The sequence below is a fragment of the Isoptericola sp. NPDC060185 genome, assembly GCF_042728595.1.
In the GTDB taxonomy this organism is placed as follows: domain Bacteria; phylum Actinomycetota; class Actinomycetes; order Actinomycetales; family Cellulomonadaceae; genus Isoptericola.
The window spans coordinates 38,889-63,679 of the sequence record NZ_JBHWYY010000010.1 but is presented as its reverse complement, the minus strand read 5'-3'; the positions used below and the strand labels follow the sequence as shown (position 1 = coordinate 63,679).

The following is a 24,791-nucleotide window of genomic DNA, read 5'->3' as shown; positions in this document are numbered from 1 at the left end:
ATCCAACCGCACCGCCGACCCCGGGAGGACGCGCCGTCAGCCCGCGTCGTGGCCCGGCCCGCGCTCCTCGCGCAGCGTCCCGTCGGCGTCCAGCACCAGCTCGGTGTCCAGCCCGAGTCGGCCGAGGAACGCCCGGTCGTGGCTCACGACGACCAGCGCGCCCCGGTACGCCGACAGCGCCTGGACCAGCTGGTCGGTGCTGGTGATGTCGAGGTTGTTGGTGGGCTCGTCCAGGACCAGCAGCTGGGCCGGGGGGTCGGACAGCAGGAGCCGCGCGAGGGCGACCCGGAACCGCTCGCCGCCGGACAGGGTCGCCACCGGGCGGCCGGTCTGGTCGCCGCGGACCAGGAAGCGCGCGAGCCGGTTGCGCAGCTCCCCCGGGGCCACGTGCGGTGCGCCGGCGCGCACGGCGTCGAGCACCGTCTGGTCGTCGTCGAGGACGTCGAGGCGCTGCGGCAGGTAGCCGACCCGGTCGGAGAGCGCCTCGGCCCCGGCGCCGGTGCCGACGCCGTCGACGGGGCTCCGGACGCCGACCAGGCGCTCCAGCAGCGTCGTCTTGCCGACGCCGTTGGGGCCCGTCAGGGCCACGCGCTCGGGGCCGGCGAGGACGACCTCGCGCCCGTCCGTGCCACGCAGCACCGCCAGCCGGCGGCCGGCGGGCACGCCCGGATCGGGCAGGTCGACGACGATGCGGTCGTCGTCGCGCACCGAGAGCTCGGCCGCCTCGACCGCCGCGCGCGCCGCGGCCTCCTTGTCGGCGGCCTGGCCGCGCCGGGCGCCCTGCGACTTCTCGGCGGAGTTGCGCCGGTCGTTGATCGCCGCCTTCACGTAGCGCCGCTCGACGACGTCGGTGCGGCCGCGGCGCTCGGAGTGCGCGATGCGCTCCTCGGCCTTGATCCGCTCCCGCTTCTCGCGGCGCAGGGTCTGCTCGGCGTCGCGCAGGGCGGCGCGCGCCGCCTCCTGCTGGGCGGCGAGGTGCTCCTCGTACTGCGAGTACGTGCCGCCGAAGGTCGTCAGCGCGCCGGTGCGCAGCTCGGCCGTCTCGTCCACGAGCTCCAGGAGCTCGCGGTCGTGGGACACGACCACGAGGGTGCCGCGCCAGGTGCGGACGATCTCGTGCAGGCGCTCGCGGGCGTCTCCGTCGAGGTTGTTCGTCGGCTCGTCCAGCAGGGCGACGTCCGCGCCGCGCAGCCGCACGCCGGTGACGGCCACCAGCATCGCCTCGCCGCCGGACAGGGTACCCACCGGGCGGTCGAGCACGCCGTCGCCCGAGGGCAGGCCGGCGGCGGCGAGCTCGGCCAGGGCGCGCTCCTCGACGTCCCAGCCGTCGCCGACGACGTCGAAGAGCGCGGCGAGCCCGTCCTCGGGCGCGGTGCCGTCGGTGATGGTCCGCACGGCGTCGACGACGTCGCGCACCCCGAGCAGGTCGGCGACCGTGGCGCGGGTGTCGAGGGTGAGGCGCTGCGGCAGGTAGTCGGCGACGCCGGACACGGTGATCGTGCCGGACGTCGGGCGCAGGCGGCCCGCGACGAGCCGCAGCAGCGTGGACTTGCCTGCGCCGTTCAGGCCGACGAGGCCCGTGCGGCCGCGGGAGAACGCGCCGGAGACGCCGGCGATCGGGGTGGCCCCGTCGGGCCAGGAGAAGGTGACGTCGTGCAGGACGACGGAGGGGTGGGTGGTGAGGGGCACTCAGGGGCTCCAGCGGGTGCGGGGGTACGGCGGACGGCGGGTGCGTCGACGCCGCTCCCCCGGGCCGTTCGTGCGGCCGGCGGGGAGCCTCGGGGTCGACGCGGTCAGGCGGTCCGGGTGCCCGTCATCGCTCGGTGTGTGCCTCTCGTCCTGGAGCCGTCCCCTCTCACGCGCGGCGGCGGCCGCGGGGACGGCGTCGAGGCTCGCACACCGTCGCGCGGGGCGCAACCTCGTTGCGGGAGCCACCCCTAGGCTGGCGCGATGCCTCCCGAACCGATGAGCGATGCCGAGTTCCACCGCTGGTACGGGCCGTGGGCGCCGCGTACGCCACGCGACGTCGCCGACCTCTTCGCCGGCTACCCGGGGACCTGGTGGGTGGCGGGCGGCTGGGCCCTGCAGGCCTTCACCGGCGTCGAGCGGGGGCACGAGGACATCGACCCCGGGGTGCTGCTGCGCGACCTGCCCGCGCTGCGCCGCCACCTCGCCCCGACGCTGCACACCTGGGCCGCGTCGTCCGGCACGCTGCGCCCCGTGCGCCCCGACGTCGACCCCGACGGCGCGGCCGACGACGTCCTGCCGGCCGGCTGCGGACAGCTGTGGACCCGGCGGGACGCCACGTCGCCCTGGGAGTTCGACATCCTCCTGAGCCCTGGAACGGCGCAGACCTGGGTGTACAAGCGCGACCCGGCGATCACGATGCCAATGGCGGACGCCCTGTGGGCCGCGGACGGCGTGACCTACCTGCAGCCGGAGATCCAGCTGCTGTACAAGGCGCGCGGCCTGCGGCCCAAGGACCGCCGCGACTTCGACGCGACGCTGCCGGCGCTCGACGCCGGCCGCCGCGCGTGGCTGGCCGACGCCCTCGCGCGCACCCTGCCCGGGCACCCCTGGCTGGCGGCCCTGCGCTGAGCTGGAGGCGCTGCCATGACTGGAGTCGCTGCGCTGAGCGCGGCGTCGTCCGGCCGGCTCACGGCGTGGCCGTCTCCCGCCCGCGCAGCCACGTCTCGAACGCCTCGCGGGACGTCAGCCGCGGCACGTACAGCTCGGCCTTGAGCCGGGCGTTGTCGAGCACCGGGCGGTAGCGCAGGAACCCGACGCGCTCCGGCCCGTGCACCGTGAGGCGCAGGGCGTGCCCGACGCGCAGCGCGGCGGCCAGGGCCCACGCCGGGACGTCCAGGGTGCGCCGCCCGAGGCGCGCGGCGATGTCGGCCACCGTCACCACGCCGTCGCCGCACACGTTGAACGTGCCGGTGGTCGCGCCCGTCGCGCCGGCGACGACCGCGCCGGTGACGTCGTCGACCCACGCGAAGACGAACGGGCTCTCCGAGCCGCGCACCCGCAGCAGGCGGCGCGCCTCCCACAGGGCCGTGATCTGGTTGTCCACGCCGGGCCCGAGGATCGTCCCGATGCGCAGCACCACCTGGCCGAGGCCCGGGTGCTCGACGCGGTACCGCGCGAGCATCTCCTCGACCTCCCGCTTGTGCCGCGAGTAGGTGAACTCCTCGTTGCCCCGCACCGGGTCCGTCTCCCGCAGCGGCACCGGGTTGTCCGCGTGGTACCCGTACGCGGCGCCCGAGGACGAGATCACCACGCGCCGCACGCCCGCGGCGACGCACGCGTCGAGCACGTTCCGGGTGCCGTCGACGTCGACCGCCCGCTCCGTCGCCGCGTCGAGCGTGCCGGGGTTCACGATCGCGGCGAGGTGCACCACCGTGTCGACGCCGTGCGCGTCGATCACGCGGCGCACGGACGCGGGGTCGGTGACGTCGAGCCGCTCCCAGGTGGCGCCTGCGGGCACCGTCGCCTCGCGGAGGTCGCCGGCGACGACGTGCGCCACGTCGTCGTGCGCCGCGAGGGCCACCACCGCGTGCGAGCCGAGGAACCCGGCGCCGCCCGTGACCAGGACGCGCCTCATGCCGCCACCTCCGTCCGGGCCGCGCGGTCCGCGCGGGCCTTGCTCCGTCGTGCCCAGACGGTCGCCAGGGCCAGCCCGGCGACGATGTCCCAGATGCCCCACCAGCCCGCGACGACGGCCATGCCGCCCAGGCCGCCGAAGAACGTGAAGACGAGCCCCAGCCCGAGGCCGGCGTTGCGGATGCCGACCTCGAACGTGACCGCCTTGACCTCGCGCGGCCCGAGGCGGCCTGCCCTGCCGGCGAGGTAGCCCAGGCACAGGGCCGCGGCGTCGTGCAGGAAGACGGCCAGCAGGACCACGCCGATGTACGCGACGAAGACCGCGAAGTTGCCCGCGAGCGCCGCGACGATGAACCCGACCAGCGCCACGAGGCTCGCCCAGCGCACCGGGCGGTGCACCCGGGCGGCGAGCGCCGGCCAGCGCGTGCGCACGAGCATCCCGGCCGCGAAGGGCACGCCGATGACCAGGAGGATCTCGAGCAGCATCTGCCCGGCGTCCAGACGCACGTCGGCGAGGATGGTGCGCGCCGTCGGGTGCAGCGACCCCCACAGGGCGAGGTTGAGCGGCATCGCGACGATGTAGATGGCGTTCCCGACGGCGGTGAGCGACACCGACAGCGCGACGTTGCCGCCCGCGCGGTGCGTGAGCACCTGGGACACGTTCCCGGGCGGGCAGCAGGCGACGAGGATCATGCCGAGCGCGACCGACGCCTGGACGTCGAGCAGAAGGGTGAGCCCGAAGGTGACGGCCGGCAGGGCCACGAGCTGCGCGACCAGCGCGAGCACGGCCGCCCGCGGCGCGCTGCGCAGGGCCCGGAAGTCCGACGGCGACGTGTCGAGCGCGATGCCGAGCATGATGAGGCCGAGCACGAGGTCGAGCGCGACCATCGACCCGGGCGCGAACCGGACCGCGACGTCGTCGATGTTCACGAGGCGGCCCCGGCCGGCGCGGCCGCGGGGGCCAGCTCGTCCGCCAGGCGGCGCACGGTGCGGCGGTAGGCGTCCTTGTTGACGTAGTAGCTCATGCGCTCCAGCCCGAGGTAGCGGTACCCGCCGGTCAGGTCGGGCCACGGCTCGGTGAGGCGGCGGCGGAACCGCGCCGCCCGCTCCCGGGCCGAGTCGTCGCCGTCGTCCGCCGCGGCCTCGGCGGCGAGGTACCCGGCGACCAGCGCGGCCTGCTCGGCGCGCCCCTGCCAGCCGATGCCGGACGCCTCGAGCATCCCGACGACGAACAGCCCGTTGCCCGACGGCGGCACGATGTTGCAGAACAGCCGCGGCGCCGTGCCCGACCCGGGCCCGTCCCACGCCAGGTGCCGCGGGTCCAGGAACGGGTAGTCGAGCGAGTAGCCCGTGGCGAGCAGCACGAGGTCGTACTCGGCGCTGCTGCCGTTCGCGAAGCGCACCGTGCGGCCCTCGCAGGCCGCGAGGTCGGGCCGCACGCGCAGGTCGCCCTGCCCGGCGTGCTGGAGCACCAGCGAGTTCACCACCGGGTGGGACTCGTAGATCTTGTGGTCCGGCGCCGGGAAGCCGAAGCGCTGCGGGTCGCCGTTCAGCAGCCGCAGCAGCCGCGAGTCCAGGGCCTGCTTGACCCGCGCGGGCAGCGGCCGGCCCTGGTTGAGGGTGTCGGTGGGGCGGCCCAGCAGGTAGCGCGGCACGAACCAGTAGCCGCGGCGCACCGACAGGTCGACCGACGCGGCGCGGTGCACGGCGTCGACGGCGATGTCGCAGCCGGAGTTGCCGCCGCCGACCACGAGGACCCGCTTGCCCGCGAACACGTCCGCGCTCTTGTAGGCGCTCGAGTGCAGCACCTCGCCGTCGAACGTCCCGGGCAGGGCGGGCACGTTCGGCTCGGCGAGCGTGCCGTTGGCGACGATCACGTGCGAGTAGGTGCGCTCGACGGCGTCGCCGTCGGCCCCGGCCGACCGCACGGTCCAGCCGCTGCGTCCGCTCGCGTCCCCTCCCACGGGCTCGACGGCGACGACCCGCGTGCCGAACCGGAAGTGCCGCCGCAGACCGAACTCGTCGGCGTAGCGGCGGAAGTACCGCAGCAGCTCGCGGTGGCTCGGGTAGTCGGCGCCCGAGTCCATCGGCAGCTCGTCGAACTGCGTGGTGGTGCGCGAGGAGATCAGGTGCGCCGACTCGTAGACGGTGGAGCGCGGGTTGTCGATGTCCCACAGGCCGCCGACGTCGGCGTGCGACTCGTACCCGTCGAAGGCGAGCCCGGCGCGGTCCAGCGCCCGCGCGGCGGCCAGGCCCGACGGCCCCGCCCCGATCACCGCGACCCGTCGTTCCAGCCCCATCGCCCGCCTCCTCGCTCCCGGCACGCCCTGTGCGCGCGGTCACACCGCGGCACGGAGTGTACGGGCGCACGGCGCGGGGCCCGCAATCGCCGCCGGGGCCCCGGGGGGCACCCGGGCCCTACGAGACCGGGCCGGTGGCGCCCAGGGCGGCCGCTCAGGCGGCCGCCGGCGCCTCGGCGGGCCACGGCTCGTTCGGCTCGCGCGGGTCCCCCGGCACGTACGACGCGACCCACGAGTCCTGGAGCACGCCGCGCTGCGCGCCGAAACGGCGCAGCAGTCCCTCGTACCGGAACCCGAGCTTCCAGGCCACGCGGCGCGAGGCCCAGTTGCCGACGTTGGCACGCCAGCGCACGACGCCGAGGCCGAGGCCCTCGGGGTCGACCGCCCAGTCGACGACGAGGCGGGACGCCGCCGTCATCAGCCCGCGGCCGCGCGCGTCCGGCGCGCACCAGAAGCCCAGCTCGCCGGCCGGCTGCACGCCCGGCGCTCCCTCCCGCGACATCCCGACCATGGCCAGGACCGGCCCGTCGACGTCGCCGGGCTCGCGGACCGCCCAGGTGAAGTCCTTCTCCTGCGCCCACCCGTCCGCGACGAACTGGTGGACGAAGCCCTCGGCGTCCGACCGCGTGTACGGGGACGGCACCGTGGTCCACCGGGCGATGTCGGGGTCCGCGCAGATCGCGGCGATGCGGTCGACGTCCGCGGCCGTCGGGACGGAGAGGCGGACACGGTCGGAGGCGAGGACGAACGGTTCCATCCGCGCATGCTGCCACGCGGCCCGGGCGGCCTCACACTATTTGTCCGGAGTCTCCTCGGCCGCCCCGTCGCCGTCGCGGTCGCCCGGCGCCCCGTCGGGCGGGTGCACGACCGGTGCCACCGCGAGCGGCGAGGCGCCGAGCGCCGGGCCCTCGTCCAGCTCGGGGTGCGGCCGGTCGCCGCGCAGGGTGGAGAAGACCGTCCACGCGACGGCCATGAGCGGCACCGCGATGATCGCGCCGAGGATGCCCGCGAGGACCGTGCCCGCCGTGACGCCGAGGCCGATGACGAGGGGGTGCAGCGCCACCTGCTTGCCCATGATGAGCGGCTGCAGCACGTGCCCCTCGAGCTGCCCGATGAGCGCGATGCCGATCGTCACGATGAGCGCGGTGACGAACCCGTTGGCCGCGAGCGCGACGACGGCCGCGATGATCATGGCCAGCGGCGCGCCGATGAGGGGGATGAAGGCGCCGATGAACACGAGGACGGCCAGCGGGGCGGCCAGCGGCACCCCGAGGATGCTCAGCAGGATGAAGGCCAGGACGCCGTCGGTGAACGCGATGATCACCGTGCCCCGCGCGTAGCCCGAGAAGCTGTACCAGCCCGCCCCGGCCGCGGCCTGCCATCTCGTGCGGTGCTCCTGGGGGATCTGGTCCAGGAACCAGCTCCACATCTTGCCGCCCGCCGCGACGAAGAAGACCGTGCAGAAGATGGACAGCGCGAAGATCGCGAAGCCCTCGAAGACCGAGCCCGCGCTCTGCGCGGCCTGGCTGACCAGCGAGTCGGCGTTGTCGGCGACCCACTGCCGCCCCTGGTCGATCCACTCGTTGATCTGGTCCCCGGTCACGGACAGACCGAACGGGCCGCTCTCCACGTACGTGAGGATCTGCTGCACGCCGGTGTCGAACTGGCCGGCGAGGTTCTCCCACTGCCCCGCCACCGACGCCACCACGTAGGTGATGAGACCGCCCAGCACGAGGAACGCGCTGAGGATGGCGAGCGCCGTGGCCAGCGCCCGCGGCATGACCTTGGCGTAGAAGTCCGCCACAGGGTTGAGCACCGACGCGAACACGAGGCCGAGGAACACCGCGATGAAGACGAGCTGCACCTGCACCGTCGCCCAGAACACGAGCGCCACGGCCGCCGTGAGGGCGATGAGCCGCCACGACCAGCCGGCCGACGTCCGCAGCCACGCCGGGACGTTCTCGTTCGCGCGCTTCGCCACCGGTGCACCCCTCTCGCGGTCGTCCGCCCAGTGTGCCGCACCACGCGGCGTGACGAGGGATGACGTCCCGTCCGGCCCCGTCACGGTCCGCGGACCGGGACGGCGGGTGAACTTCCTCGCGAGCACGCGGGAGCCGTGCGCGACGTCCCGCCGCACCCGACCATGGAGGAGGTACGCAGAAGATCCGGGCGCCGGCGCCCGGCGAGAGGAGCCGAGCCATGACCGTCGCACCGTCGGAGCCCGGCGACCGCACCCGCGGGTCCGCGTCGTACGACACGGCGCAGCTCGCCGACATCCTCGCCCTGATGCCCGACGTCGACGCCGTGGAGCTCAAGCTCACCGTCCCGGGCGCCGACCACCGCCGCGTGCTCGACCGGCTCGGCATCGACGCCCTGGACGCGACGATCCGGCAGGTCGCGTTCGTCGACACGCCCGGCCTCGACCTCTCCGCGGCGGGACTCGTCGTCCGCGCACGCCGCACCCAGCGCAAGGACGGCGACGTCACCGTGAAGCTGCGGCCGATGCTGCCGGCGGAGGTCCCCGAGCGGGTGCGCCGGGCCGACGGCTTCAAGGTCGAGGTGGACGCCTCCCCCGCCGGCTTCACGTGCTCGTGCTCGCTGACCCGGAGGGTGCCCGACCGCGACGTCCGGGCCCTGCTGGGAGACGTCGGCCGACTGCCCGACACCCTCGACCCTGAGCAGCGGGCCCTCCTGACCGACCGGCTACCTCCCGGCACCGGCCTCGGCGATCTCCGCGTGCTCGGCCCGCTCACGCTGCTCAAGGCGCGGTTCGCGCCGGCCAACCTGCCCCGCCGCATGGTCGCCGAGCTGTGGTTCCTGCCCGACGGTGACCGCATCCTCGAGCTGTCCACCAAGGCGGCGCCGGGCGCTGCCTTCCAGGCGGCGGCGGAGACGAAGGTGTTCCTCGCAGGCCGCGGGGTGGACCTCGGCGCGCCCCAGGAGACGAAGACCCGTGCGGCGCTCGCCGCGTTCGCCGCACGCTCCGACGAGGCGCGACGACCGGCCCTGTGAACCGTTCCCGGGACCTGGCCCCGGGCACAGTGTCCGGGCACGAAAAAGCCCCCGGGTTGTGGACCCCGGGGGCTTCTTCGTCGCTGTCTCAACGAGTGTCCGGAGGGGGACTTGAACCCCCACGCCCGATAAAGGGCACTAGCACCTCAAGCTAGCGCGTCTGCCATTCCGCCACCCGGACGAGTGGACCTCGACCGCGCCTCAGCGCCGTCTCGGTGCGGGGAAAAACATAACACGACGACGGCGTGAACCCCCAAATCGCCCGGCGGTGCGGAGGGCCTCGCCCGACCCGCGAGCGGGACGTCCGCACAGGTCTGAGCGGTGCGGGCGGGCGTCGGGGGCGACGTGTAGCGTCCTGCCCGGCCCGGACCAACCGGTCAAGGGTGAGGAACGGGACGACCGGCGTCGGACGGTCGCGAGGACGGGAGCGTCGCACGTCATGATGGGTGGGCACCACGCCGCGTCGGGAGCGGCCGCCTGGGTCGCGGTCACGTCGACGGCGCCGTTCGCGTTCGGCTGGCACCCGGTCTCCGAGGTCGGGGTGATGACCGGCGCGCTGGTCTGCGCGGGCGCCGCCCTGCTGCCCGACGCCGACCACCACAGCGGCACGATCGCGCACTCCCTGCCGCCGGTCTCCGAGGGCGTCTCCAAGCTCGTCGCGACCGTCTCCGGCGGGCACCGCAACGGCACCCACTCGATCCTCGGCATCGCCGTCTTCACCGCGATCGCCTGGGTGATGGGCATGGTCTCGATCCGCACGGAGGCGTTCGGCGAGGTCCTGGTCGGCCCCGGCATCATGGCCGTCCTGCTCATCGCGTTCGCCCTGCGGGCCTGGAAGGTCACCGGCGGCAAGCGCTGGTGGAACTGGACCCTGTCGCTGCTGCTGGCCGCCTGCGTCGCCGTCTTCGCGCCCGAGGAGTGGAACTGGATGCCGCTGGCCGTCGCCCTCGGCTGCACCGTGCACGTGCTCGGCGACCTCGTCACCACCGCCGGCGTCCCCCTCCTGTGGCCGCTGAAGTTCCGCTCCCCCTACTGGGTGCGCCGCTACCGCGTGCTGCCGTTCGACGACGTGTGGCGCGACGGCGGCAACCTGTCCCTGCCGATCCTCGGCGACGCCGGGTCGTGGCGCGAGTGGCTCGTCATGACGCCCGTCAGCCTGTACGCGATCGTCGGCGTCGCCTGGTCGGCGCTGGCGCAGATGGGCTTCGACACCCAGCCGGTGTGGGACCAGGCGACCGCGTGGGCCACGGCGGTGGCGGGCTGACCCCGCACGAGGCTCAGATGCCGCGCCGGTCGGCCTCGAGGGCCGCGCGCAGCTCCCGGTCCGCCTCCGCCATCCACGGCAGCGCCAGGCGCGGGTCGTCGGACGCGCGCCCGGCCAGCACCGCCTCGAGGTAGCGGCGATCGGCGTCCAGCCGGGGCGCCGGGTCCCGCGTCGGCGTGCCGTGCCCGGGGACGAGGACGGCGCAGCGTGCGATGAGCGGCACGAGCAGGTCGAGCCCGGCGAGGTACGCCTCGACGTCGCGCACCGCCCCGCGCCCGCCGGTGATCTCGTCGCGCGGGAGCGGGAGCTCGACGTCGCTCAGCAGGTCCCCGGCCACCAGGGCGCCGCTGCGCGGCAGCCACAGCGCGCCGTGCCCGGGGGCGTGCGCGTCGTGTGCCACGACCTCGGTGGGCGGCAGCAGCCCGCCCGGGTCGGGGACGCCACACGCCCCCGCCGGGATCGGGTCGACGCGCCCGAGGAGGTCCAGCACCTCGGGCGGGTGGCCGGCCCCGCCGTAGCGAGCGGCGTCCGCGCGCGCCTCGGCGAGCAGGCGGTCCCGGCGCCGCGCGGCCACGGCGGCGGCCCTGGGCGTCGCCCAGCGGGGGACGCCTGACCCGAGACGCGGGTGCCACAGGACGTGGTCGTGGTGGGCGTGGGTCGCGAACCCCGCGACCGGCCGGGCGCCGAGCGCCCGCACCTCGTCGGCGATCGCCACCAGCTCGTCCGGCTCCCACGCCGCGTCCACGAGCAGCGCGGGCCGCGCGCCGGACGCCGGCGGGCCGAGGACGAGGGTGGTCGTCGTGCGCAGCCGCCGGGACGTGCGCACCAGCACCGACCCGACCCGCGGCGACCCCTCGACCACCAGCACGAAACCCATCCCCGCACCCTACGGATGCGGGCCACGCCGGGCCCGCGGACCCGTTCCCCGACGAACGCGATAAATCCCTGGACCGGCCCGGACCGGCCCTGGCAGGCTCCCGGCAGAGGGCACGCGACCGGTGCGGGCCCGCACGCGAAGGAGGGCAGACCGATGGACGTCGTCGTCTTGCGCGCCCTCCCGGAGATGCTCCGGCGGGCGGACACCACCCGATCCTGAGGGGCCGTGCTCGAGCTCCTCGACCTGAGCAGGAGTCTCGCGTGCACCAGCACACCCCTTCCCTTTCCCTCTCTACCTCCCCTGTCCCCCTGGCCGCCTTCGACGCGGACGGCGACGCCCCCGTGGAGCCCGGCGTCGACCAGCGCTGGTCCACCTGGACCTCCGTGACCAAGGGACAACGCGGCCCGGAGCCGCGCCCCGACTGGGTCGTCACCGCCGACGCCGCGCTCGACACCGAGCTCGGCGTGCTCAAGACCGGCAAGGAGGCGGACGTCTTCCTCGTCGAGCGCGCCGTGCCCGGCGACCCGGACCGCCGCAGCCTGCTGGCCGCCAAGCGCTACCGGGGCCGCGACCACCGGCAGTTCCACCGCGACGGCGAGTACACCGACGGCCGTCGCACCCGCCGGACCCGCGACCAGCGCGCGATCGAGGACCGCAAGTCCTCCTGGGGCAAGGCGATGGCCGCCACCCAGTGGGCCGACGCCGAGTTCCTCGCCCTGTCGCGTCTGTGGGACGCGGGCGCACCGGTCCCCTACCCCGTGCAGATCGACGGCACGGAGATCCTCCTGGAGTTCGTCGGCCAGGAGTCCGCGGACGGCACCGCGGTGGCCGCGCCGCGCCTCGCGCGCACGCGACCCGGCCCCGGGCAGCTCGCAGACTGGTTCGACCAGCTGCGGCACGGGATGTGCGTCATCGCCCGGCTCGGGTGGGCACACGGCGACCTGTCGCCGTACAACATCCTCGTGGACGGCCTGGTCGACGGTCGGGCCGACGGCGGAGACGGCCTCGGCGACGATGTCGACGACGGCGGACGGCTCGTGATCATCGACCTGCCCCAGGTCGTCGACCTCGTGGCGAACCCGTTCGGCGCGGACCTGCTGCACCGCGACTGCCGCAACGTGTGCACCTGGTTCGCCTCGCGCGGCCTCGACGTCGACCCCGACGAGCTGTTCGCGGACGTCTTCGCACAGGCCTGGTGACACCGGCCGGGTGTCCCGCCGGGGGTCACGCCGGACACGCGTGGCGGGCGTGGGTGCGGGCGTCAGCCGCCCGCACCCACGCTGTTGTCCGGCGCGCCGTCGCCGGGCGGCAGGTCGCCGCGCTGCAGCGGGTTCCCCCCGCCGGGCGTGCCCGCGGTCAGGGCGGCGAGCTCGTCGTGCGTCGGGACGCGGACGTTCAGCGCCGCCTCCCGCAGCGCGGCGCGGTCGGCGGCCTCTCCGGAGAGACGCACCGTGACGTCGTCGCGCAGCACGACGTACTCCAGCGCCTCGCCCGCCGCGCGCTCCAGGAGGTCGCCGTCCTCCGTGCAGGTGATGGTGCCGCCCACCTCGTCGCCCGTGACGGACAGGAGGGGCACCCGCGCGCAGTCGTCAGCGCTCAACGGGTTGCCCGTCGCGCTGAGCAGGAACGTCCCCGCGGTCGCCGGGTCGCTGAAGACCAGCGAGAACCCGTCCGCACCGTAGACGCCCGCGGCCATCGGCACGGCCGCGAACGGCTCGGCCGACGTGGTCAGCACGTACTGCGGCGCGGCGCCCCAGCCTGCCGCCGCCGCATCGAGCTCGTCGGGGTCGGCCGGTGGGGCTGTCGAGGCCGATCCGCCCGGGCCGGCCGAGGGCGAACCGCAGGCGGCCAGGGCCAGCAGCGCGACGACGACGGGCAGGGTCCGTGCTCGGCGCAGGCTCATGAGCGCTGATGATGCCACGGGGCTACCGTGGACGGATGGGTGCACCGGCGGCGTACGACGACGAGGCGCTGGCCGCCTTCTTCGCGGCCCTCGGCCTGGCGCTCGGCGCCGGAGACCTCGAGGACCTGACCGAGCGGTTCGACCTGCCGGCGCTGCACGTGGGCCAGTCCGCCTCCACGGTCGTGACGTCGCCCGAGCAGGTGCTGGAGCTCCACCGGGAACGGCCCGCGGCCGCCGCCGACGCCGTGGCCGTCGTCCCCGAGGTCCGCGCCGTCGACGAGGCGGGCTGGGGGCTGCTCTGGGTGGACGTGCGGTGGAGCTACCGCGACGAGCTCGCCGCCGAGCGGGCCGCCGACGAGGTGCGCTATCTGCTGCGCCGCGGGCGGTCCACGTTCGCCGTGTGCGTCGTCGCGCCGGTCGACTGAGCCCTTCCCTTCGCCCCTGGGCCTTCCCCGTGGCCGCGATCCGTGGTTTTCTATAAGTGTCCACTTATACACTGGCGAGACCGAGGAGCCGTCATGACCATCACCATCGACCCGGTCGCCACCGCGGGACTGGTGGCGCGAGAGATCCGCACGAGCGAGCGTGACGGCGCGCCCACCAAGATCGCCGTCGCCCGCCGCGCCTACACCACGGACCGCGACGACCTCTGGGACGCCGTCACCTCCCCCGAGCGCATCCGGCGCTGGTTCCTGCCCGTCAGCGGGGACCTCGCCGTCGGCGGCCGGTACCAGCTCGAGGGCAACGCCGGGGGCACCGTCGAGCGCTGCACAGCACCCGAGAGCTTCGCCGTGACCTGGGAGTTCGGCGGGTCGGTCTCGTGGCTGACGGTGTCCCTGACGCCCGCCGTCGACGGCACCGTGCTCGAGCTCGTGCACGAGGCCTCGGTGCCGCAGGAGCTGTGGGACCAGTACGGGCCGGGCGCCACCGGCGTCGGCTGGGACATGGGGCTCATGGGCCTCGGCCTGCACATCGCCGACCCGGCGAGCCCGATCGACCCGAAGGTCGCCGAGGCGTGGTCGCTCTCCCCCGACGGCGTCGCGTTCGCGCGCCTCGCCGCCGCGGGCTGGGCCGACGCCGCGGTCGCAGACGGAGACGACCCCGAGGCCGCCCGCGCCGCCGCCGAGCGCACCGTCGCGTTCTACACCACCGCGCCGGAGGCCTGATGCCCCGGACGGCGGGCACCGGGCTGGGCGGTGAACCGGGCGGTGAACCGGGCGGTGAACCGGGCGCCGTCCGTCGCGGGGTCTTCGAGGCGCTGGGCGACCCGGTCCGGCGCCGGCTGCTGGAGCTGCTCGCCGCCGGGGAGCAGCCCGCGGGGGCGCTGGTCGAGGCCGTGCGAGCCGAGGCGCGCATCTCCCAGCCCGCCGTCTCGCAGCACCTGCGCGTGCTGCGCGACGCGCGCCTGGTCACCGTGCGCGCGGAGGGCACCCGCCGCCACTACGCCGTCGACGACGCCGGGCTCGACGTCGTGCGTGTCTGGCTCGCCCGCTTCGCCGAGCCGTTCGCCCAGCCGCTCGACGCCCTGGAGACGGAGCTGGCCCGCGGCCGGCGCGCCCGACGGCAGGGACCGGCCCGCGGGACGGACGGGGACGCCGCGGGCCGGGCGGGGTGACCTCAGGGGACGAGCTCGCGGCGCAGCACCCACCGAGGCAGGCGGCCGCTCGTCGCGGCCGTCTCCCCGACCCGGTCGAAGCCCTCCGACTCGAACAGGCCCACCGTGCCCACGAACGCCGCGCTCACGGGGACGCGTCGCCCCGGTTCCGGCTCCACCGGGTAGCCCTGGACGGCGCGCGCCCCGTGCTCGCGGGCGTACTCCACGGACGCGGCGAGCAGGGCCCGGGCGACGCCGCGGCGCCGGTACCCCGGCCGGACGACGAAGCACATGACGGCCCACGTCGTCGGCCACTCGGCCTCGTCCACGCGCGGCAGCACCCGCGTGTGCTGGAGCGACGACGCCGCGGACACCGGCGCGAAGCCCAGCCAGCCGACCACCGTCTCGCCCTCGCCCCCGCCCCTGCCTTCGTCCGACGGCCCGTCCCCGCGCTCGGGATCGGGGAGGTAGGCGAGGAGACCGGGCGCCGGGGTGCCGCCGGACAGGTCGCGCAGGTGCTCGCGCCGACCGTCGACGGGCATCCCGCGCGGCTGGCGCCAGTGCAAGCACCAGCACGCCTGCGGGCGACCGCGCGGGTTGAGCATCGTCGCGACGTCGTCGAACCGGTCGGCGCTCGCCGGCACGATCCGGAGCCCGGAGGTCATGCCCGCCACGCTAGCGGCGCCCACCGACACCGCGCGGTGTGCCGTCCCGGGTCGTCACGGCCTCGCCACCGCTCATCACGTAGCGTCGCGATCCGGCTCGCCACGCGGCTCGTCACCCGGCTCGGCGCCCCGTGCGTGGTCGGAGCGGCGCGCGGTCACCCGCTCGGTCCATCCCGGCCACACCCGCTCGGCGTCGCGCACGCGCAGCCGGCCGCGCCCGTGCATCGCACGCCACACCCCGCGATAGCCCGGCAGGATGCCGGCCGCGATGACGACGTGCCCGACGATCACGGGCGTCACGACCCACGTCGCGACGCGGTGCAGGCGCGCGAACCACACGAACGCCGGCCCCCCGCTGACCAGGGCCAGGCCCACACCCGAGCCCACGAGGACCAGCAGGGTCGCCACGAGCACGAGGTTGGCGACCCGCTGCCCCGGGTCGAACCGTCCCTCGTGGCGGCCGAACTTCCCGGTGAGCACGGCCGCGGGCCAGCGGCGGAACCACGCGCCGTCGCCCCGGCGGAAGCGCACCGACTCCCGCCAGAAGGTGCGCCAGCCGCGCGCGCCCAGGGCCGCGGCGAGCACCACCAGGCCGGCGAGGACCCAGCCGGTCACGGTGTGCAGGTCCGCGTCCGCGACCCCGGTCGCGCGGGCCACCACGCTGGGGCTCCCCTCGTGCCCCAGCAGGAGCCACCACCCGGTGGCGAGCAGCACCAGCACCGTCACGTAGACGCCCGCGTGGAACCAGCGCGCCGGCCGCGGGTTGCGCACGACGGTCGGCTCGGGCGGCCGACGGGCACGGGTCGTGCGCGTCCGGTCAGTACCCGGGGAGCTCATCGCCGCCCCCGGTCCCGCCGGTGCCGCCCTCGCCCACCATCACCTTGATGGACGTCTCGACGCCCGCGGGCGAGTGGTCGGCGTTGCGCAGCGAGGCGTCGATCTCGTGCTCGCCGGCGGGCAGGTCGGTGATCTCGACGCTGTCGCCCTCCACCACCTGATACTCGGCGTCGTTCCCGTCGAAGAAGACGTGCACGTGGTGCTTGCCGGACTCCGTGGGGCCGAGCTCCTCGCTGGAGGACAGGTTCACGGTGAACGGCACGTCGACGGTGGCGCCGTCCTTCGGCGCGGTGATCTGGAGCGTCATGCCGCCGGCGCTCGCCGCCCCGCCCCCGCCGGCGTCGTCGGCACCGCCGCAGCCCGCGGCGAGCAGGGCGAGGACTGCGCCGCCCGCGGCCAGGCGCACCGCGTTCCCCCGCGCGCCGCCCGGTGGCGTCGACCGCCGCGGCGGGCGGACCCTGGAGCTGGTGCGCACCCCGAACGGGGTGGACACGTCGAACAGGCTGGTCAGACCGGACATGGTTCCTCTCCCTCCGGGCCCCGTGGCAGCGTCGCGTGCCGCGGCCCTTCCTTCACCCGTCCATACGTGCCCCGGCGGCGGACGGATCTCTCCGCGCCCCGATCCGCCCGGATCCGTGGTCGAGAGATCCGTCCGGGGCCCTCGCACGTAAGGAAGGTCATGGTGGTGTCGGACGAGGCGCTCCTCGCCGGGATGGCCGCGGACGACCCGGACGCGGCCGCCGTCTTCGTGCGCCGCCACCAGGCGAAGGTGTACGGCCTGGCGCTGCTCGTCGTCGGTATCCCGGCCGTCGCGGAGGAGGTGGCGCAGGAGACGTTCGTGCGGGCGTGGCGGCACGCCGACGGGTTCGACCCGCGGCGCGGGCGCGCGACGACATGGCTGCTCGCGATCGCCCGGCACGCCGCCATCGACGTGGTGCGCGTGCGGCGCGACGTCCCCGTGGACCCGGTGGTCATGGCCGAGACGCTCGTCGCGCCCGACCGGCTCGCCGAGCGCGTCGCCACCGGCACCACGCTCGACGCCGCCCTCGCCCGCGTGCCGCACGAGCAGGCGACGGCCGTGGTGCTCGCGTCCGTCTTCGGGCTCAGCGGCGCGGACGTGGCCGAGCGGACCGGGGTGCCGCTGGGCACCGCCAAGACCCGCATCCGGCTGGGCCTGCGGCACCTGCGCGAGGAGCTCGCGAGCCTCCGGGAGGTGACGCCATGACGAGCGACCGCCCCTCGCGGACGCCCGACGCGCGGTGCGACGCCCTGCGCGACGACCTCACGGCGGTGGCCACGGGCACCGCCGACGGCGCCACCCGCGCCGCCGTCCTGGAGCACCTGGCGAGCTGCGACGCCTGCCGCGAGGAGCTGTCGGCGCTGTCGGCCGCCGCCGACGAGCTGCTGCTGCTGGCCCCGGACCGCGAGCCGTCGGCCGACTTCGAGGGGCGCGTGCTCGCCCGGATGGCGGAGCCCTCGCCGGCCGCGGGGACGCCGGAACCCTCCGACGCGTCGCGCCCGTCGGGTCGCCGGGGCACTCCCGCCCCGACGACCACCGTCCGCAGGCACCACCGGGGCCGCCGCCGGGTGCTCGCCGCGGTCGCGGGGGCAGGCCTGCTCGTCGCGGGCGGGGCCGCCGTGTGGACCGCCACCGCCCCGGACCGCGAGCTGGCGGCGTCGTACCGGCAGGTGCTGGACCTCGCGGACGGGCGCTCCTTCACCGCGGCCGACCTGGTGTCCGCGGACTCCGGGCCGGGCGGGACGGCGCGCTCGGTCGGCACGGCGTTCCTCTACGACGGCGACCCGTCGTGGGCGTACGTCGTGGTCCGCGACCCCGGCGCGGAGGAGGCCTACGACGTCGTGGTCACCGCGGGACCGGACGCGCGCGAGTCCAGGCTCGGGGCGTGCGTCGTGCGCGACGGCGCGTGCACCGCGGGCGGCGTGCTCGCCGGCGACGCGAGCGACGTCACCTCCGTCCGGCTCGTGACCCGGGACGGCGCCACGTGGGCGGGCACCGGTCGGCCCGAGGGCTGGTCGCCCGGCTGGTGAGCGCGGCGGAGAGACGCCACCGGCGGGCGCCCGTCACCGGAAGTCCCGGGACCGGGTGGCCACCGGCAGCCGCAGCGGCGCGAGGTGCTCCGCGAGCAGGTTGACCGCGCCGTCGGCACGCTCGATCCGCCCCCGGACCACCATCGCGGGGGCGCTGCGCGCCACGGTGCGGAAGCGCCGCCACAGCCCGGCGGTACAGATCACGTTGAGCAGGCCGGTCTCGTCCTCGAGCGACAGGAACGTCACGCCGCCCGCCGTGCCCGGGCGCTGGCGGTGCGTCACCACGCCGCCCACGGCCGCGCGCCGGCCGGGCTCGGTGGCGCACGCCTGCGCGACGGTGAGCACGCCCGCGCGCTCCAGCCCCTCGCGCACGTGCTCCAGGGGCGACGTCGAGCCCGGCGTGATGCCGGTGGCCCAGGCGTCCGCGACGTCCACCTCGAGCGTCGTCATGCCCGGCAGCGTCGGCGCGTCCACCCCGACCGACACGCCCGGCAGGGTGCCCGGCCCCTCCTGGCCGAGCGCGCCCGCGGCCCACAGCGCCTCGCGACGCCCCGCGCCGAGCCCCTCGGTGGCGCCGGCCGTCGCGAGCGCCTCCAGCTGGGCGGTGCTGAGGCCCACCCGGCGAGCCAGGTCACGCAGGTCGCGGAACGGCCCGTGCTCCGCACGCTCGGCGACCATCTGCTCCGCCAGGTCGTCCCCGATGCCACGCACGGCGGACAGCCCGAGGCGCACCGCGAGCGCCGGGTCCGGCGGCGGCCCGAACTCCCCCGCGGACGGCGCGGACGGCGCGGGCGATGCGGACGGGCTGCGCTGGCCGGGGGCCGCGTCCGGCGGGCCCTGCTCCGGCAGCCGCTCGACGCCCGCGAGCGCCTGCGACGCGTTGACGTCCGGGCGCAGCACCTGCACGCCGTGGCGGCGGGCGTCGGCGGCCAGCGACTGCGGCGAGTAGAAGCCCATCGGCTGCGCGGCCAGCAGCCCGGCGTAGAACGCGGCCGGGTGGTGCACCTTGAGCCACGAGCTCGCGTACACGAGGTACGCGAACGAGTAGGCGTGCGACTCGGGGAAGCCGAAGTCCGCGAACGCCTTGAGCTTGTCGTAGATCTCCTCGCGCACGGCCGGGTCGTCCACCCCCTTCTTCCGCATCCCCTCCATGAGGCGCCCGCGCAATGCCTCCATCCGCTCGACCGACCGCTTGGAGCCCATCGCCCGGCGCAGCTGGTCCGACTCGGCGGGGGTGAACCCCGCGACGTCGATCGCCATCTGCATGAGCTGCTCCTGGAACAGCGGCACGCCCTTGGTCTTGCTCAACGAGCTCTCCAGCAACGGGTGCAGGTAGGTCACCTCCTCCCGCCCTCGCGCCCGCTCGATGTACGGATGCACGGACCCGCCCTGGATGGGGCCGGGCCGGATCAGCGCGACCTCGATGACGATGTCGTAGAACTTCTCCGGCCGCAGGCGCGGCAGGGTGGCCATCTGCGCGCGCGACTCCACCTGGAACACCCCGACCGTGTCCGCGGCGCACAGCAGGTCGTACACCGCCGGGTCGTCGTCGGGCAGGCCGTGCAGCGTGAGCCGCTCCCCCGTCTGTCGCTCGATCGAGTCGAACGCGTACCGGATCGCGGTGAGCATGCCGAGGCCGAGCAGGTCGAACTTCACCAGCCCCGCGTCCGCGCAGTCCTCCTTGTCCCACTGCAGCACCGTGCGCCCCTCCATGCGGGCCCACTCCACGGGGCAGACCTCGATCACGGGGCGGTCGCACATGACCATCCCGCCGGAGTGGATGCCCAGGTGGCGCGGCAGGCGCAGCATCCGCTCGGCGAGGTCGAGCACGGGCGCGGGGATCTGCCCCTCCTCCGCGGCCGACGGCGGGCGGTGACCGGGCACGACGTCGTGGGTGTCGTCCGCGCGGCGGACCTCGCCCTCGTCCGTCGCGAGCGGGTCCACGACCCGACGGTGGCCGAGCGACGGCGACCAGTCCCGGCGTCCGCGGCCCGGCAGGTGCCCCGCGTGCGGGCGGTCGGCGCGGCCGCCCGGTCCACCTGGCCCACCTGGTCCACCCCGCACGTCCGGCCCGTCCGGCCCGTCCGGGAGCGTCTCCGCCGGACCCCACAGCGCGGCCACGCGCGCGTCCTTGGCCGCGGTCCGGTTCGTCGGCTGCGGGGCCGGCCGGGGCCGGCCCGGAGCGCCCGCCGCGGCCCGCGCGGCCCCGGCGGCGGCGTCGTCGGCCGGGCTGGCCGGGTCCGGCCCGCGCAGCGACCCCCAGCGCTCGATGGACTTGCTCCAGGCGTCCTGCTGCCCGACGTCGTAGCCGAGGGCGCGGGCGGCGTCGCGCACGGCCGAGCGCGGCCGGTAGGAGATGACGTTCGCGACCTGCGCCGCGTGCGTGCGCCCGAACGTCGTGTAGACGTGCTGGATGACCTCCTCGCGGCGCCCGGACTCGATGTCGATGTCGATGTCCGGCGGGCCGTCGCGCTCGGGCGCGAGGAAGCGCTCGAACAGCAGGCCGTGCTTCACCGCGTCGACCGCCGTGATGCCCAGGGCGTAGCAGACCGCCGAGTTCGCGGCGCTCCCCCGTCCCTGGCACAGGATTCCCTCGCGCCGGCAGAACTCGACGAGGTCGTAGACGACCAGGAAGTAGCCGGGGAACGTCAGGTCCTCGATGACGCGCAGCTCGTGGTCGATCTGTGCCCAGGCCTTCGCGTTGCCCGCGCCGCCCGGCTCGATGTCGCCCGGCCCGATGTCGCCCGGCCCGGCGCCCGACCTAGCGCCCGACCTAGCATCCGGCCGCGGCCCGTACCGGTCGGTGGCGCCCCGCCGCACCAGCTCGCGCAGCCAGCTGGCCTCGTCGTGGCCGTCGGGCACCGGGTAGGGCGGCAGGTTCGGCGCCACCAGGCGCAGGTCGAAGGCGCACTCCGCGGCGAGCGCCGCCGCCGTGGTGACGGCCTGCGGGTGCCGGCGGTGCAGCGACCGCATCTCGTCCGCCGAGCGCAGGTGCGCCACCGGGCCGCCGGGCAGCCAGCCGTCCAGCCCGTCCAGCGAGGACCGCGCCCGCACCGCGGCGAGCGCGCCCGCCAGGTCGGCGTCCCGCGGGCGGGCGTAGTGCGCGTCGGTGGTCGCGACGAGCGGCACGCCCGCGTCGCGGGCCAGCGCCGCGAGCGCCGCGTGCAGGTCGGCGTCCCGCGGGTCGCCGGTCGCCGTGATCTCGACCGCCACGTTGTCGCGGCCGAAGGTCGCGGTCAGCAGGTCGAGCTCGCGGCGCGCCGCGTCCGGGCCGCCGCCCGGCCCGGGGGCGGTGAGCGCGCGCCGGACGGCCCCCTTGCGGCACCCGGTGAGCACGAGCCACTCGCCGCCCGCCTCGGCGCCGAGCCGCTCGAGGTCGTAGCGGGCCTTGCCCTTGACCCCCGCCTCCAGGTGCGCGAGGGCGATCGCGCGGGACAGGTTGCGGTAGCCCTGGTCGCCGCGGGCCAGCACCAGCAGGTGGGTGGCGCGCGGGTCGGGCAGGCCGGTGGGCGGGTCGAGCACCGGGCGGCTCCCCGCCGTGCCCGGCGACGCCCCGGGCGTCAGCGGGGCGGGCAGGTGCAGCTCCGCGCCGAAGACCGTGGGCAGCCCCACCTTCCGGGCCGCCTCCGCGAAGCGGACCACCCCGTACAGCCCGTCGTGGTCGGTCAGGGCCAGCGCCTCCAGCCCCAGCCGCGCGCCCTCCGCGGCCAGCTCCTCCGGGTGCGACGCGCCGTCGAGGAAGCTGAACGCCGAGTGGGCGTGCAGCTCCGCGTACCCGCCGGTCGTCGCCTCAGTCATAGAACGCCTCCACCTGCCACCGGCCGCCGGACTGCGCCAGCAGCAGCGCCCGCCCGTCGTCGAGCACCGCCTGCAGGTAGACGCGGCGCGCACCTCCGTCGGCCGCCCACCAGCGCTCGGCGAGCGGCCACGGCCCGGCCCAGCCCGTCACGACGGCGGCCTCCCGCCCGCCCCGACCGTCCGCGCCCCGACCGTCCGCGGCTCCGACACCCGCGTCGCGACCGCACACCACGGCCGCGGGCTCGCCGCTCATCGCGAGCCGCGCGTCGACGACGACGTCGCGCCCCGCCGCGTCGAGCACCCGGGCAGGCACCGGCTCGTCGGGCAGGCCGGCGGGCGCGGGGCTGGGCAGAGCGCCCGGCCAGGGCAGCCCGGGGTCACGGCCCGCGCCGCCCTCCGTGCCGAAGGGCACGAGCCGCACCCGGTCGCGGGGGCCGCGGCCGCCCTGCAGCTCCATCGTGAGCACGGCGTGCCCGCCGAGCAGGCCCTGCACCCGCCCCAGCGCGCGACGGGCGCGCTCGCCCTCGCCCGCGTCCGCACCCCACAGGCCGGGCTGGTGGGTGGTCGCCGGGACGACGTCCTCCGCCGCCAGCGCCAGGTGCGCGATCGGCGCGACGACCGGGTCGTCCGCGCCGCCCCGCCGTGCGGACGCCGCGGTCAGCCAGCCCTCGAGCTGCCACCGCACCCGGTCGGTGATCCGCGCGGCGCTCATCCCGCCGGCCGCGGCGTCGTCCGTGCGCCACACGCGCTCCAGCACGGCGCCGTCGCCGTCCTCTCCCGCGCCGCCCCCGCCGACGTCGTCCCCGCCCAGGTCGGCGCCCGCCGTCGTGCGCGCGGTGATGCGCAGGCGCCCGCACGCCAGGCCGCGGGCGGTGAGCAGGTCGTACAGCGCGGTCGCCAGGCGGCGCGCGGCGAACGTCGCGACGTCGACGCGCAGGGCGGGCGGGTCGAGCTCCTCGGCGACGGCGAGGTCCTCCTCCACGCGGCGGCGCGCCGGCGGGCGCAGGTCCTCCCCGCGGGCGAGGCGCTGTGCCCAGGTGCCCAGGTCGCCGAAGCGGGCCTGCACGCTCGGGGCGGGCAGGGCGGCCAGGTCGCCCAGGGTGCGCAGGCCCAGCCGCCACCACAGCCCGGCCGCCTCGCGCACGGCGGCCACCCCGGCCGGGTCGCAGACGGCGTGCACCAGCTCCCCCACCGGGCGTCCGGCGAGGAACGCCGCGGACCCGCCCGGGGGCACGACGGCGTCCTCGCGGGCGGCGAGCACCGCCGCGAGCAGCCCGTCGGCGACGCCCACCTGGCTCTCGTGCCCGGTGCGCGCGGCGACGGCTCCCACCAGGGCCTGCGCGAGCGCCAGCTCGGAGCCGTGGTACCGCGCGGCCCCGCCCGCGGACAGCAGGAGCAGGCCGGGGCGCGCCACCTCGAGCCCCGCCACCACCGTCTCGGCGGCGAGCGCCACGGGCTCGAACTCCCGGGCGTCGCGGGCGTCGTCGGCGGCCAGCAGCGCCACCTCGGGGCACCGCTCCTGCGCCTGCCGGCGCCGCATCCCGCGCCGCACGCCCTGCGCGCGGGCGACGGCGGACACGGCCACCACGGTGTGCCCCGCGCCCGAGCCGCCGCCCGACCGCGCGCCGAGCACCGCCGCCGGGACGTGCGCGTCCAGGCCCGCGCCCGTCAGCGCCGCCACCACCGGCCAGTCCGGGACCCACAGCACGGCCGTGCGCACCCCGCCCGTCGCCGCCGCGCCGCCCTGCGCCCCCGGCGTCCCGCCCGGCACGGCGCCCGACGTCGCGGCCTCCGACGTCGCGGCCCCCGACGTCACGGCCCCCGATGTCACGGCCCGCGGTGTCACGGCCTTCGGTGTCGCCGCCATCACGCCACCCGCAGCCGGGTGCCCGGCTCGCCGCGCCCCACGCCCGGCGCGGAGCCGAGACCGGTGCCGGGGGCAGAGCCGAGGCCCGCGTCGAGGCCCGTCGGGACGAGGTCTCCCCCGACCACGCGCTCGACCCGCAGCGGCACGTCCACCTCGACGTCGACCGGCCGGGCGGCGGCGCCGCGCCCGGTGCGGCGCACCCGCAGGGTGCGGCGGCGCAGCCACCCCGCCCCGTGGTCGACGCCGGACCAGGTGCCGCCGCGCGCCTCGAGGGCGACGTGCGCACCCGGCCACGCCGCCTGCGCGACCAGCACCGCGCCCCGCTCCCGGGCGCGCGCGGCCAGCCGGCGCCGGTCGGCGTCCAGCAGCGTGGCGCCGGGGCCGACGACCACCACGTCCATCCCGTCGAGCAGCGCGGCGAGGGCCGCGGGCGCGTCCGGCCCCGGGGCGGGCACGAGCACGGTCCGCCCGAGCGCGATCCCGGCGTCAGCGGCGGCCAGCATCCCGACCGCCGGCGTGCCGACGAACGCGACCCACGCCCCGGCCCGGGACGCCTCCCCCAGCAGGGCGAGCAGCAGCGTGGTCGAGCCGTGCACCGCGAGCACCGTGCCCGCGGCCAGCCCGCCCCCGGGCAGGAGGCCGGCCAGCCCGGGGTGCACCGGCAGCAGCCGGCCGCCCTCGGGCTCCGACGTCCGGCCGGGCGCGTGGCGCCCCGCACGGTGCCCCGTGCGCTGCTCCGCGGCTCGGAGGGCAGCCCGCGCGGCGGCCGCGCGATCCGGGACGGGCACAGTGGTCGCGGGACGCGGAGGGGCGACGACCGTCACGCGACCTCCTCCCGGGCCCCCGACGTGCGCGAGCACCCCGGACGGGCCAGACCAGCACGACGGGCGACACCCGTCGTGTTCGAACGCCTGTTCGAACACCGCCAGTAGACGCCGGGCGCGACCGCCCTGTCAACCGCGCAGGTCCGGGCCGCGGGCGCCCGCCGCCACCCTCCCCACGCGTCGTCGTCCGTGCCCTAC

Annotated in this window: 23 protein-coding genes and 1 tRNA gene; 9 read left to right on the top strand and 15 right to left on the bottom strand. The window is 76.6% G+C overall.

Annotated features, from left to right (window positions below; translation table 11 throughout):
- Nucleotides 1-36 precede the first annotated feature (36 nt).
- On the bottom strand, nt 37-1,689 hold the full coding sequence (locus ACFWDO_RS06140) for an ABC-F family ATP-binding cassette domain-containing protein (RefSeq protein WP_380316966.1): 1,653 nt from the start codon (nt 1,687-1,689) through the stop codon (nt 37-39).
- A gap of 261 nt (nt 1,690-1,950) precedes the next feature.
- Between ACFWDO_RS06140 and ACFWDO_RS06135 the strand changes: the two genes are divergently transcribed.
- Entirely contained in the window at nt 1,951-2,598 is a 648-nt protein-coding gene (locus ACFWDO_RS06135) for a hypothetical protein (RefSeq protein WP_380316969.1), read from the top strand.
- A 58-nt stretch (nt 2,599-2,656) separates the two neighbouring features.
- On the opposite strand, the gene ACFWDO_RS06130 is transcribed toward ACFWDO_RS06135, so the two are convergent.
- The 5 genes from ACFWDO_RS06130 to ACFWDO_RS06110 all read right to left on the bottom strand — a co-directional run bounded on the left by ACFWDO_RS06130 (nt 2,657) and on the right by ACFWDO_RS06110 (nt 7,884).
- Nucleotides 2,657-3,604: an NAD-dependent epimerase/dehydratase family protein gene (locus ACFWDO_RS06130; protein WP_380316972.1), complete on the bottom strand. Its 948-nt coding sequence runs from the start codon at nt 3,602-3,604 to the stop codon at nt 2,657-2,659.
- Entirely contained in the window at nt 3,601-4,533 is a 933-nt protein-coding gene (locus tag ACFWDO_RS06125; protein WP_380316975.1) for a bile acid:sodium symporter family protein, read from the bottom strand. Before ACFWDO_RS06125 ends, ACFWDO_RS06130 begins: the two co-directional genes overlap by 4 nt.
- A complete protein-coding gene (locus ACFWDO_RS06120) occupies nt 4,530-5,903 on the bottom strand; it encodes a flavin-containing monooxygenase (protein ID WP_380316978.1) in 1,374 nt (457 codons plus the stop codon). The genes ACFWDO_RS06125 and ACFWDO_RS06120 overlap by 4 nt, the downstream gene beginning before the upstream one ends.
- 154 nt (nt 5,904-6,057) lie before the next feature.
- On the bottom strand, nt 6,058-6,660 hold the full coding sequence (locus ACFWDO_RS06115) for a GNAT family N-acetyltransferase (RefSeq protein ID WP_380316981.1): 603 nt from the start codon (nt 6,658-6,660) through the stop codon (nt 6,058-6,060).
- 36 nt (nt 6,661-6,696) lie between these two features.
- Nucleotides 6,697-7,884 (bottom strand): AI-2E family transporter, encoded by a 1,188-nt coding sequence (locus ACFWDO_RS06110; protein WP_380316984.1) that lies wholly within the window; start codon nt 7,882-7,884, stop codon nt 6,697-6,699.
- A 218-nt stretch (nt 7,885-8,102) separates the two neighbouring features.
- Between ACFWDO_RS06110 and ACFWDO_RS06105 the strand changes: the two genes are divergently transcribed.
- A complete protein-coding gene (locus ACFWDO_RS06105) occupies nt 8,103-8,915 on the top strand; it encodes a hypothetical protein (protein WP_380316987.1) in 813 nt (270 codons plus the stop codon).
- A 96-nt stretch (nt 8,916-9,011) separates the two neighbouring features.
- On the opposite strand, the gene ACFWDO_RS06100 is transcribed toward ACFWDO_RS06105, so the two are convergent.
- Nucleotides 9,012-9,096, bottom strand: a tRNA-Leu gene (locus ACFWDO_RS06100).
- 258 nt (nt 9,097-9,354) lie between these two features.
- Between ACFWDO_RS06100 and ACFWDO_RS06095 the strand changes: the two genes are divergently transcribed.
- Complete coding sequence (locus tag ACFWDO_RS06095) at nt 9,355-10,179, top strand: metal-dependent hydrolase (RefSeq protein WP_380316990.1); 825 nt, start codon at nt 9,355-9,357, stop codon at nt 10,177-10,179.
- 13 nt (nt 10,180-10,192) lie between these two features.
- Here ACFWDO_RS06095 and ACFWDO_RS06090 read toward each other — a convergent pair whose 3' ends face one another.
- A complete protein-coding gene (locus ACFWDO_RS06090; RefSeq protein ID WP_380316993.1) occupies nt 10,193-11,056 on the bottom strand; it encodes an MBL fold metallo-hydrolase in 864 nt (287 codons plus the stop codon).
- 260 nt (nt 11,057-11,316) lie between these two features.
- Here ACFWDO_RS06090 and ACFWDO_RS06085 point away from each other — a divergent pair, with 260 nt between their 5' ends.
- Complete coding sequence (locus ACFWDO_RS06085) at nt 11,317-12,255, top strand: serine protein kinase RIO (RefSeq protein ID WP_380316996.1); 939 nt, start codon at nt 11,317-11,319, stop codon at nt 12,253-12,255.
- Between the two features lie 62 nt (nt 12,256-12,317).
- On the opposite strand, the gene ACFWDO_RS06080 is transcribed toward ACFWDO_RS06085, so the two are convergent.
- Entirely contained in the window at nt 12,318-12,977 is a 660-nt protein-coding gene (locus tag ACFWDO_RS06080; RefSeq protein ID WP_380320348.1) for a hypothetical protein, read from the bottom strand.
- A gap of 17 nt (nt 12,978-12,994) precedes the next feature.
- On the opposite strand from ACFWDO_RS06080, the gene ACFWDO_RS06075 reads away from it, so the two are divergent.
- The 3 genes from ACFWDO_RS06075 (at nt 12,995) to ACFWDO_RS06065 (ending at nt 14,574) form a co-directional block, all read left to right on the top strand.
- Nucleotides 12,995-13,384 carry a hypothetical protein gene (locus ACFWDO_RS06075; RefSeq protein ID WP_380320351.1) on the top strand — a complete coding sequence of 130 codons (390 nt, stop codon included), beginning with the start codon at nt 12,995-12,997 and terminating at the stop codon, nt 13,382-13,384.
- A gap of 93 nt (nt 13,385-13,477) precedes the next feature.
- On the top strand, nt 13,478-14,125 hold the full coding sequence (locus tag ACFWDO_RS06070; RefSeq protein WP_380320354.1) for an SRPBCC family protein: 648 nt from the start codon (nt 13,478-13,480) through the stop codon (nt 14,123-14,125).
- Nucleotides 14,125-14,574 carry an ArsR/SmtB family transcription factor gene (locus ACFWDO_RS06065; protein WP_380320357.1) on the top strand — a complete coding sequence of 150 codons (450 nt, stop codon included), beginning with the start codon at nt 14,125-14,127 and terminating at the stop codon, nt 14,572-14,574. Before ACFWDO_RS06070 ends, ACFWDO_RS06065 begins: the two co-directional genes overlap by 1 nt.
- A gap of 2 nt (nt 14,575-14,576) precedes the next feature.
- On the opposite strand, the gene ACFWDO_RS06060 is transcribed toward ACFWDO_RS06065, so the two are convergent.
- The 3 genes from ACFWDO_RS06060 to ACFWDO_RS06050 all read right to left on the bottom strand — a co-directional run bounded on the left by ACFWDO_RS06060 (nt 14,577) and on the right by ACFWDO_RS06050 (nt 16,575).
- A complete protein-coding gene (locus ACFWDO_RS06060; protein WP_380320360.1) occupies nt 14,577-15,218 on the bottom strand; it encodes a GNAT family N-acetyltransferase in 642 nt (213 codons plus the stop codon).
- A gap of 75 nt (nt 15,219-15,293) precedes the next feature.
- Nucleotides 15,294-16,055 (bottom strand): cytochrome b/b6 domain-containing protein, encoded by a 762-nt coding sequence (locus ACFWDO_RS06055; RefSeq protein ID WP_380346843.1) that lies wholly within the window; start codon nt 16,053-16,055, stop codon nt 15,294-15,296.
- Nucleotides 16,036-16,575: a hypothetical protein gene (locus ACFWDO_RS06050; RefSeq protein ID WP_380320366.1), complete on the bottom strand. Its 540-nt coding sequence runs from the start codon at nt 16,573-16,575 to the stop codon at nt 16,036-16,038. The genes ACFWDO_RS06055 and ACFWDO_RS06050 overlap by 20 nt, the downstream gene beginning before the upstream one ends.
- Before the next feature lie 159 nt (nt 16,576-16,734).
- On the opposite strand from ACFWDO_RS06050, the gene ACFWDO_RS06045 reads away from it, so the two are divergent.
- Entirely contained in the window at nt 16,735-17,280 is a 546-nt protein-coding gene (locus ACFWDO_RS06045) for an RNA polymerase sigma factor (RefSeq protein WP_380320369.1), read from the top strand.
- Nucleotides 17,277-18,104 (top strand): zf-HC2 domain-containing protein, encoded by an 828-nt coding sequence (locus ACFWDO_RS06040; protein WP_380320372.1) that lies wholly within the window; start codon nt 17,277-17,279, stop codon nt 18,102-18,104. Before ACFWDO_RS06045 ends, ACFWDO_RS06040 begins: the two co-directional genes overlap by 4 nt.
- A gap of 33 nt (nt 18,105-18,137) precedes the next feature.
- Here the strand turns inward: ACFWDO_RS06040 and ACFWDO_RS06035 are convergent, their stop codons facing one another.
- Genes ACFWDO_RS06035 through ACFWDO_RS06025 form a run of 3 tightly spaced genes read right to left on the bottom strand, consistent with a single transcriptional unit; the run spans nt 18,138 to nt 24,593 of the window.
- Entirely contained in the window at nt 18,138-21,902 is a 3,765-nt protein-coding gene (locus tag ACFWDO_RS06035) for a PHP domain-containing protein (RefSeq protein WP_380320375.1), read from the bottom strand.
- Nucleotides 21,895-23,769 carry a DNA polymerase Y family protein gene (locus ACFWDO_RS06030; protein ID WP_380320378.1) on the bottom strand — a complete coding sequence of 625 codons (1,875 nt, stop codon included), beginning with the start codon at nt 23,767-23,769 and terminating at the stop codon, nt 21,895-21,897. Before ACFWDO_RS06030 ends, ACFWDO_RS06035 begins: the two co-directional genes overlap by 8 nt.
- On the bottom strand, nt 23,769-24,593 hold the full coding sequence (locus ACFWDO_RS06025) for a hypothetical protein (protein WP_380320381.1): 825 nt from the start codon (nt 24,591-24,593) through the stop codon (nt 23,769-23,771). The genes ACFWDO_RS06030 and ACFWDO_RS06025 overlap by 1 nt, the downstream gene beginning before the upstream one ends.
- Nucleotides 24,594-24,791: the final 198 nt, after the last annotated feature.

What these genes read in the sequence shown, in the direction of transcription:
- ACFWDO_RS06065 (WP_380320357.1), top strand. Translation starts at nt 14,125, where the DNA reads ATGCCCCGGACGGCGGGCACCGGGCTGGGCGGTGAACCGGGCGGTGAA.
- ACFWDO_RS06035 (WP_380320375.1), bottom strand. Translation starts at nt 21,902, where the DNA reads ATGACTGAGGCGACGACCGGCGGGTACGCGGAGCTGCACGCCCACTCG.
- ACFWDO_RS06135 (WP_380316969.1), top strand. Translation starts at nt 1,951, where the DNA reads ATGCCTCCCGAACCGATGAGCGATGCCGAGTTCCACCGCTGGTACGGG.
- ACFWDO_RS06115 (WP_380316981.1), bottom strand. Translation starts at nt 6,660, where the DNA reads ATGGAACCGTTCGTCCTCGCCTCCGACCGTGTCCGCCTCTCCGTCCCG.
- ACFWDO_RS06050 (WP_380320366.1), bottom strand. Translation starts at nt 16,575, where the DNA reads ATGTCCGGTCTGACCAGCCTGTTCGACGTGTCCACCCCGTTCGGGGTG.
- ACFWDO_RS06095 (WP_380316990.1), top strand. Translation starts at nt 9,355, where the DNA reads ATGATGGGTGGGCACCACGCCGCGTCGGGAGCGGCCGCCTGGGTCGCG.
- ACFWDO_RS06090 (WP_380316993.1), bottom strand. Translation starts at nt 11,056, where the DNA reads ATGGGTTTCGTGCTGGTGGTCGAGGGGTCGCCGCGGGTCGGGTCGGTG.
- ACFWDO_RS06130 (WP_380316972.1), bottom strand. Translation starts at nt 3,604, where the DNA reads ATGAGGCGCGTCCTGGTCACGGGCGGCGCCGGGTTCCTCGGCTCGCAC.
- ACFWDO_RS06120 (WP_380316978.1), bottom strand. Translation starts at nt 5,903, where the DNA reads ATGGGGCTGGAACGACGGGTCGCGGTGATCGGGGCGGGGCCGTCGGGC.
- ACFWDO_RS06070 (WP_380320354.1), top strand. Translation starts at nt 13,478, where the DNA reads ATGACCATCACCATCGACCCGGTCGCCACCGCGGGACTGGTGGCGCGA.
- ACFWDO_RS06045 (WP_380320369.1), top strand. Translation starts at nt 16,735, where the DNA reads ATGGTGGTGTCGGACGAGGCGCTCCTCGCCGGGATGGCCGCGGACGAC.
- ACFWDO_RS06105 (WP_380316987.1), top strand. Translation starts at nt 8,103, where the DNA reads ATGACCGTCGCACCGTCGGAGCCCGGCGACCGCACCCGCGGGTCCGCG.
- ACFWDO_RS06075 (WP_380320351.1), top strand. Translation starts at nt 12,995, where the DNA reads ATGGGTGCACCGGCGGCGTACGACGACGAGGCGCTGGCCGCCTTCTTC.
- ACFWDO_RS06040 (WP_380320372.1), top strand. Translation starts at nt 17,277, where the DNA reads ATGACGAGCGACCGCCCCTCGCGGACGCCCGACGCGCGGTGCGACGCC.
- ACFWDO_RS06060 (WP_380320360.1), bottom strand. Translation starts at nt 15,218, where the DNA reads ATGACCTCCGGGCTCCGGATCGTGCCGGCGAGCGCCGACCGGTTCGAC.
- ACFWDO_RS06055 (WP_380346843.1), bottom strand. Translation starts at nt 16,055, where the DNA reads ATGAGCTCCCCGGGTACTGACCGGACGCGCACGACCCGTGCCCGTCGG.
- ACFWDO_RS06030 (WP_380320378.1), bottom strand. Translation starts at nt 23,769, where the DNA reads ATGGCGGCGACACCGAAGGCCGTGACACCGCGGGCCGTGACATCGGGG.